Origin of the sequence: Hydrogenimonas sp. (assembly GCF_029933015.1) — a bacterium.
GTDB lineage: Bacteria > Campylobacterota > Campylobacteria > Campylobacterales > Hydrogenimonadaceae > Hydrogenimonas.
Map to the genome: position 1 here is coordinate 4829 of NZ_JAOZOZ010000049.1, position 6714 is coordinate 11542.

Here is a 6714-nt window from a genome sequence, read left to right on the forward strand (position 1 = left end):
GATGTTTTCGATAATCAGCAGAAACTCGTCTCCTCCCAGACGACCGAATATGTCGCTTTCTCTGAGTACGTTTTTTATCCGTTCGGCACACTCGACGAGGACTTTGTCCCCCGCACTGTGGCCGGCCGTATCGTTGATCTCCTTGAAGTTGTCCAGATCGATGAAAAAGAGCGCTCCGCTCTTTTCGTTCCGTTTGGCCCGCTTGAGCGCTTCGTCCAGCCGTTCGAAAAGAAGCGTCCGGTTGGGAAGTTTCGTCAGCGCATCGTGTGTGGCGGTGAATCGAAGCTTCTCTCTCGATGCCTGCAGCTCCGAAATATCCGTCAGCATCGCCACCCGATAGGTCGCTTCGCCGTTTTCGTTGAAGACGGTATCGATGGTCAGCCACGCGAGAAGTTTCGATCCGTCGTCTCTGATGACGGTCACTTCGCCGTGGAAATAGTTTTTCGTATCGATGGAGCGATAGATATGTTCCATCGTTGCCCGATCGAGAAAACGGCTGAAATCTTTCAATCTGAAACCGGGAAGCCGATCCTTTTCGATCCCGAGCATCCGGCAGAAAGCATCGTTGATCTCCAGATAGTCTCCGTCTCTCGAGGCGATCAGAATGCCTTCCGTCGCATCCTCGAATATCTTTTTGATGACGTTGAGATATTCGATCGATTTCTTTTCCGCCGTCATATCCCGCACGATGGCGATCGTCGTGCGCTTTCCATTCTCCTTGATGTTGGTGGGCATGATACGCGCCTCGAAAAAGCGCCTCTCTGCTTTCACCGCCATCGAATAGTTGATGATTTTGAGCTGGTTGGTTTCGATCGCCTCTTTCGTGGCATCGTAGAAGATTCTGGAATACTCTTTTGGAAAGATCTCATCCATCTTTTTTCCGATGATCCGATCACGGGGAATGTAGAGGAGCTCATCCCTTCCCTGGGAGAGGATATCCAGGTATCGGCCATCTTCGTCCACATAGAAGATAAGATCGGGAATCACTTTGATCAGGGCGGAGATTCTATGCTGGTAGCTCTCTTTGGAGGCTTCGAGCAGCTCTTCCATCTCTTTTGACGAGATCTCCAGCGATCGCTCCAGCAGATATCGGTCTTCGTCGTTGCTGACGAATGTCTCGTCGACTTTTTCTAAAAATTTGGACCACCCTTCCGACGATGGCACACGATCGACCGAAAGACCGCTCTTTTTGAGAATTCTACGAAGCAGACGATGCATTCACTCTTCCCAGATCAGTGTCAATGTCATCGTCTGGTTATGCAGATCGCACGCTCCGGAGTGCATCGGCGAGATCTCACCGTAGGAGTAGAATCCGATCTGACGCGTCCCTTCGGGAAGGACATCCAGTGTCGCTTCCAACTCCTCTTCCGTTCTCTGTTTGAGCAGAAGCTTTCTTCCGACACAGCTGATGGCGATACCGAGGGCATCCATACGGATATCTCTGTTTTCTGCCATCGTTTCCGCCGCTTCGTAGGCACCGTCGATGAGCCGGTCGAAATTGGCTTTCATGAACGTCGCGTATCCCCCTTCGGGCATATCCCCGGCGAAAGTGATCGACTGCTCCGCTTCGTTGACGGCCAGAACGGTCCGCACTTTCGTCTCTTCGCTCTCTTTCGACTCCCTGATCGCCAGGGGAAAGAGCAGAGCGCTGGCCGGAAGCTCTTCGGCATGTTTTCCCAGATAGCGTTTGTACACCTCCAGCGCCGGCTCGTTGTTGAGGGTGTAGAGAATGTTTTTCTTCGAAGATGTGATCTCACGTTCGATACCGAATCTGTCCCATCCCCCTTTGTATCCCGATGCGATCCTGAAATCCTCGCCGTAGAAACCTATGGCGCTGACCACCTCGGGTTGCGGGCGACACATTTCCGTCAGAATGTAGGTCTTTTCGAATCTGTCGTCGTCACCGGCCAGACCACCTGTGACGATGATTTCTGGAGAAATGACACTGTTGATACCCGCTGCCAGTTCCGAACCGTTGATCGTCAAACCTTCACTTATGACAAAAATCGCCTTCAAATCTTCGGCAACGAGTGAAGCCGCAAGTTCCCTGCCGATCTTTTTCGACGCTTCGGGTGAGGCGATCGGACATTCGACCTTTTTCACTCGGCTCTTTTCCAGACGGACGACGGCGACGACCAGTGAATGTTCGAAAAGCTCGGCGTCGAAAATCTCTCCCGCACTCGAACAGCCCGCTTTGAGAGATTTCGGGTAGGCCCGGCATATCTCATCGATCGCTCTGTTCACCTCACCGTTTCTTCCCATTTCCCCGAACATCAGCAGCAGTGTCGAATCGGAGTCCAATGAGGTGTCGAAGGGTTCGTTCCACCCATCGGTAAAACGATACAATCGGAGTTTCATCATATTTCCTTATTGCAAAACAGCTCTATATCGATAGATAATATCGAGAATTTCGGCGATTTTGTTAGGAAGCTGACGAAAAAAGTCTTTTTTTCTTCACGACTCCGGCAAAATGGAAGCATGCACTATCTTGACGGGTTTGAGGGGCCGGTCGGATCTGTCGGTCGCGACGTTGGAGATCCTGTAGACGGTTTCCATTCCCTCCTTGACAGTGCCGAATATCGAATAGTGTCCGTTGAGCCAGGGAGCCCGGCCTACGGTGATGAAAAACTGGCTCCGGTTCGTATTGGGGCCGGCGTTGGCCATGGCCAGAATACCCGGTCTGTCGAAGACGACATTGGGGGCGAACTCGTCTTTGAAGGGTTTGTGCCAGATCGAATCGCCACCCCGTCCCGTTCCTGTCGGATCGCCGCTTTGGATCATGAAACCCCGGATGATACGATGAAAGGGAACCCCGTCGTAATACCCCTCTTTCACATGGGTCAGAAAGTTCTCCGCAGCCATCGGAGCCCAATCCTCCCTGATCTGCAAAACGACATCGCCCATCGTCGTCTGAAGTCTGACCAGAGGATGCTTCTGCGCGGCTTTTGGGAGTTCCGCAGGCTGTGCGAAGAGCGAGATTACCGCAAAAAGCAGAGAAAAAACGAGTCGTTTCATAACAGTCACCTTGTCATGGATTGTAATGTAATGGAAGAGTATTTTAGCGAAAAAGGGAGAATGGATCGGTGTGGTGAGTAAAGCCCCAAAGGGAGAGGGGCTCGTAATTATTTGCGGCGGAGCTCTTTGATACGCGCCGCTTTACCGCGGAGGTTGCGCAGATAGTAGAGTTTCGCACGGCGGACACGTCCGCGGCGAACCACTTCGATCCCTTCGATGCTGTCGCTATAAAGCGGGAAGATACGCTCGACGCCGACATTGTTCGCGCCGATCTTGCGGACGGTGAAACTTTTGCCGGTTCCCTCGCCGCGGATGGAGATACAGACGCCTTCGAAGTTCTGTACACGGGTTTTGTCGCCCTCTTTGATGTTTACCGCTACGCGGACCGTATCGCCGGCTCGGAAGTCCGGGATATTCTTGCTTGCCATCTGAGCTTGTTCGAAAGACTCAATATATCGATTTTTCATCACTTTCCCTTTGGGTAAATTTCAGATATCGTTCGGGTCGAAAATATTTTGTTTTGGCCAATGCCAGCCTTTTTTTCAGGGCGTTAATTTTACTATGATTTCCCTTTAAGAATTCTGAAGGAATACTTAAATTATGGAAACTTTTAGGTCGTGTGAACGAGGGGGCCTCCAGAAGATACGATTCGAAACTCTCCGCTTCCAGAGATTGGGCATTTCCAAGCACACCCGGCACCAGCCGGCTGATCGCGTCGGCCATCACCAGAGACGGGAGCTCGCCCCCCGTCAGGATGTAGTCGCCGATGGAAAAGACCTCATCGGCCCAGAGCTCGATCACCCGCTCGTCGATCCCCTCGTATCGTCCGCTGACGAAGGCGACATGCCTTTTCTGCGAAGCGAGCCGCTTCGCGTCGCTCTGCCTGAAGGGTTTGCCCACCGGTGTCGTGAAGACGATATGCACCTGCGGCGACTCCGCCCTGAGGTGCTTCAGCGCATCGTCGAGAGGCTGGGCCATCATCACCATGCCCGCACCGCCGCCGGCCGCCGTATCGTCCACTTTGCGGTGTTTGTCCGCCGTAAAATCCCGGGGGTTGAGGAAATCGACCGACAGAAGACCCTTTCCGATCGCCCGCTTCAGGATGGAGTCTTCGAAATAGCCCTCCATCAGGGGTCTGAAAAGCGTCACGAAGGTAAAACGCATCAGCTCGCTTCCAGAATCGCTCTGGCGCCCCGGGTCAGAACCTTTTTTCCCTCCAGGTCGACACGATCGACGTATCGGTCGATAAAGGGGATCAGGAAACTGCCGGGGGCACCGGCCTCCTCGAGACCGGGCGCCGTCTCGACGACCATGTAGTCGGTCCCTGCGAGACGCTCGATATCCCTGACACGCCCCAGGGTCTCCCCATCCTCTTCCACCGTCAGCCCGATGATCTGATACCAGAAGTACTCGCCCTCTTTCAGATCACAGGCCTCTTCGCCCGCCTCCTTCGTCGTGTAGAGGTAGGCGTTCGTCAGCTTTTTGGCCTCGTCCACGTCCTCGATCCCTTCGAAGCGTACCGTGCCCCGCTCCGGATTGTAGGAGCGCACGGTCAGATCGCCGCGATCGCTCATGAAACGGGCACCTTTTTTGAACTGTTCGGGGAAATCTGTCAGGAGGTTGAGGCGCAGATCGCCGCGGAGACCCACCGTCTTTCCGATACGTGCGACGGGAAGTTTTTCGGGCTCTTTCACCCTTCTCACTCCTCCGTCGTTCGTACGTTGACGCGGTAGCTGATGCCGTCTTTGGCTTTGCAGCCGCTGATCACCGTTTTGAGGGCGTTGATCATACGCCCCTCTTTTCCGATCAGCTTGCCGGCGTCCTCTTTGTGCGCGTAGATGACGATCTCGTCGAAATTTTCGCCGAGACTTCTCCGCTCGACGCTGATCTCTTCCGGGTGGGAGACGATCAGTTTCGCGAAATCGCGCACAAAGGCTTCGATCATCGTCTTACTTTCCGGCGAGTTTCTTGACGCGTTCGCTGGGCTGCGCACCGACGCTCAGCCAGTAGTTGTAGCGCTCTTCGTCGAGTTTGACGGTCGCAGGCTCGGTCATCGGATCGTAGTAGCCGATGCTCTCGATCCAGCCGCTGTCGCGGCGCTTGCGGCTGTCTGTGACGACGATGCGGTAGAAAGGTCGTTTTTTGCGTCCCATGCGGGTAAGTCGGATAACTGTCATATCTTTTCTCCTTGGAAATATCTTTTTGAAATGCTGTGAGGCACTGGCCTGAACGAATGACGGGTTCGTTCAGGTCAGGGCCCCGAAAGGGATCAGCGGGGGAACCCGCCGCCCTGCATCTGGCTCATCATGTTCTGCAGATCCTGCATCCCTTTTTTGCCCGAAAACTTCTTCGCCATCTTCGCGGCGTTCTTGAACTGCTTGAGGACCTTGTTCACTTCCATCTGGCTGAGCCCCGCCCCCTGGGCGATCCGACGTTTGCGGCTGTTGTTGAGCAGATCGGGATTTTCCCGCTCCTTGGGGGTCATGGAGCTGATCAGCGCCTTGATCTTCTTGATCTCCTGGCTGTTTTCCAGGTCGAGATCCTTGATGGCGCCGGCCATCTTGTTCATGCCCGGTATCATGCCGATCAGCGATTTGAGGGATCCCAGCTTCTTCATCTGCTCCAGCTGATCGAGGAAGTCGTTGAAGTTGAACTGCCCCTTCTTGATCTTCTTGGCGACCCGCTTGGCCTCCTTCTCGTCGATGACGGCGGAAGCCTTCTCGGCCAGCGACTCGATATCGCCCGCGCCCATCAGGCGGCCGACGATCCGATCGGGGATGAAGACCTCCAGATCCGGCATCTTCTCGCCCGATCCGATGAAGCGCAGCGGTACGCCGACCTGCTTGGCGATACCCAGGGCCACGCCCCCTTTGCTGTCACCGTCGTACTTGCTAAGAATCACGCCAGTGATTCCCAGCTCCTTGTGGAAGGTGGCGGCGCTTCGCACCGCGTCCTGTCCCGTCAGAGAGTCGGCGACGTAGAAGACCTCGTCGGGTTGGAGCACCTCTTTGACCCGTTTGATCTCGTCCATCAGCTCCTCGTCGATCGCCAGACGGCCGGCGGTATCGACGATCAGCACGTCGTAGTTGCCCTCTTTGGCCCTCTGCAGCGCTCTTTTGGCCACTTCCACCGGATCTTTGATCGATTCGTCGGCGAAGACGTCCACCTCGATCTGGTCGGCGATCTGGCGCAGCTGCTCCACCGCCGCCAGGCGCTGCAGGTCCGCCGCGGCCAGCAGAACCTTCTTTTTGCGCAGTTTGAGGTAGTAGGCGAGCTTGCCCGACGTCGTCGTCTTGCCCGATCCCTGCAGACCGGCCATCATCACCACCGTCGGAGGCGTAGGGCTGTAGACGAATCCCTGTTTCCCCGGCGCGGTGAGGATATGGGTCAGCTCCTGCTTGAGAGCTCCCAGAAAGTTCTCCTTGCCGATGCCTTTGAGTTTCGTCTCACGCTCGACGACGCTTAGAAGCTCCTTGACCACTTTGTGGTGCACGTCGGCCTTGAGCAGCGACTTTTTCAGTTCTCCCAGGGCACGCTTCAGGGCTTTTTCGTCGTCCTTGAAACGTATCTTGTTGATGGCGTTCTGAAAACTGTTGCTCAATGACTCAAACACGGATGCTCCTACATTTTTTACAGGGTCTATTCAAAGTGCGGAATTTTACCTTATAAAGACTTTAATTTTAATTAAATATAAGATTT

General features: G+C 54.5%; 9 protein-coding genes. All 9 read right to left on the bottom strand.

What is annotated here, in order from left to right:
- Positions 1-1218: diguanylate cyclase (locus Q1K23_RS04925; protein WP_300362929.1), on the bottom strand; the 1218-nt coding region annotated here is incomplete at its 3' end.
- Positions 1219-2358, bottom strand: coding sequence for an FIST N-terminal domain-containing protein (locus Q1K23_RS04930; protein WP_300362931.1), 1140 nt, complete (start codon positions 2356-2358; stop codon positions 1219-1221).
- A 96-nt stretch (positions 2359-2454) separates the two neighbouring features.
- Positions 2455-3015, bottom strand: a complete 561-nt coding sequence (locus tag Q1K23_RS04935) for a peptidylprolyl isomerase (RefSeq protein ID WP_300362932.1) — start codon at positions 3013-3015, stop codon at positions 2455-2457.
- Positions 3016-3122: 107 nt separating this feature from the next.
- Positions 3123-3482 (bottom strand): 50S ribosomal protein L19, encoded by a 360-nt coding sequence (gene rplS / locus Q1K23_RS04940; RefSeq protein WP_300362934.1) that lies wholly within the window; start codon positions 3480-3482, stop codon positions 3123-3125.
- Positions 3463-4179 (bottom strand): tRNA (guanosine(37)-N1)-methyltransferase TrmD, encoded by a 717-nt coding sequence (trmD, locus tag Q1K23_RS04945; RefSeq protein WP_300362936.1) that lies wholly within the window; start codon positions 4177-4179, stop codon positions 3463-3465. The genes rplS and trmD overlap by 20 nt, the downstream gene beginning before the upstream one ends.
- The gene (rimM, locus tag Q1K23_RS04950; protein ID WP_300362938.1) at positions 4179-4709 is read right to left on the bottom strand and encodes a ribosome maturation factor RimM; all 531 of its coding nucleotides are present in this window, start codon (positions 4707-4709) and stop codon (positions 4179-4181) included. Before rimM ends, trmD begins: the two co-directional genes overlap by 1 nt.
- 5 nt (positions 4710-4714) lie before the next feature.
- On the bottom strand, positions 4715-4960 hold the full coding sequence (locus tag Q1K23_RS04955) for a KH domain-containing protein (protein ID WP_300362940.1): 246 nt from the start codon (positions 4958-4960) through the stop codon (positions 4715-4717).
- A 4-nt stretch (positions 4961-4964) separates the two neighbouring features.
- Positions 4965-5192, bottom strand: coding sequence for a 30S ribosomal protein S16 (gene rpsP / locus Q1K23_RS04960; protein WP_300362942.1), 228 nt, complete (start codon positions 5190-5192; stop codon positions 4965-4967).
- Positions 5193-5284: 92 nt separating this feature from the next.
- Positions 5285-6628: a signal recognition particle protein gene (gene ffh / locus Q1K23_RS04965; RefSeq protein ID WP_300362944.1), complete on the bottom strand. Its 1344-nt coding sequence runs from the start codon at positions 6626-6628 to the stop codon at positions 5285-5287.
- Between the last annotated feature and the right edge of the window lie 86 nt (positions 6629-6714).

Excerpts from the sequence above, each read along its gene's own strand:
- Q1K23_RS04930 (WP_300362931.1), bottom strand. The coding sequence starts at position 2,358 with ATGAAACTCCGATTGTATCGTTTTACCGATGGGTGGAACGAACCCTTC.
- Q1K23_RS04935 (WP_300362932.1), bottom strand. The coding sequence starts at position 3,015 with ATGAAACGACTCGTTTTTTCTCTGCTTTTTGCGGTAATCTCGCTCTTC.
- rplS (WP_300362934.1), bottom strand. The coding sequence starts at position 3,482 with ATGAAAAATCGATATATTGAGTCTTTCGAACAAGCTCAGATGGCAAGC.
- trmD (WP_300362936.1), bottom strand. The coding sequence starts at position 4,179 with ATGCGTTTTACCTTCGTGACGCTTTTCAGACCCCTGATGGAGGGCTAT.
- Q1K23_RS04955 (WP_300362940.1), bottom strand. The coding sequence starts at position 4,960 with ATGATCGAAGCCTTTGTGCGCGATTTCGCGAAACTGATCGTCTCCCAC.
- rpsP (WP_300362942.1), bottom strand. The coding sequence starts at position 5,192 with ATGACAGTTATCCGACTTACCCGCATGGGACGCAAAAAACGACCTTTC.